Source organism: Mesorhizobium sp. M7D.F.Ca.US.004.03.1.1, from assembly GCF_003998635.1.
Taxonomy (GTDB): domain Bacteria; phylum Pseudomonadota; class Alphaproteobacteria; order Rhizobiales; family Rhizobiaceae; genus Mesorhizobium; species Mesorhizobium loti.
Genome location: NZ_RZQG01001737.1, coordinates 1 through 511 on the forward strand (window position 1 = coordinate 1; position 511 = coordinate 511).

Below are 511 nucleotides of genomic sequence, written 5' to 3' on the forward strand. Positions count from 1 at the left end.
CTCGAACAGCAGATCGGGGGCCGCGGCGCCGAAAACACCGAACTCTTCGCCGAACAGTTCCTGCTTCGACAGCGCCGGCTCGGTCTCGAGCGTGCCATAGAGCGGATAGGCATGGTCGACCGCCTTGGCCTCGACCAGCGCCTGGTCGGTTCCGTCGGCGAGACGCGCCATCGAGCGCATGCTGGCGGTTCTGGAAATCTCGCCCAGCCCATCAAGGAAGCCGCGTTCGGGCTGGCTGGCGTCACGCTGGTTGATCTGGAAGCGAAGATCGCCGCCAAGCAGCGTCTGGCCCTGATTGGCGACACCGGCGGTGATCGAACGCGCCACCGAGTTGACGCCGCCGATGGCCGCAACGCCGAGCGCGATGCAGGCGAGGAAGATCAGGAAGCCGGACAGGCCGCCGCGCATCTCGCGCAGCGAAAAGCGGACCGCGAGCCTCAGCGTCTGCGACAATGGCACCAGGCCGTCACCTTGACGGGCGCCTCGATCCGGCCGGACCGCATCGAAACCT

The 511-nt window shown here is 67.1% G+C and carries 1 pseudogene; it reads right to left on the reverse strand.

Going from position 1 to position 511, the window contains the following annotated elements:
- Window positions 1-459, reverse strand: a pseudogene (locus EN935_RS39785) (ABC transporter permease); the annotation flags it as partial.
- Window positions 460-511 lie beyond the last annotated feature (52 nt).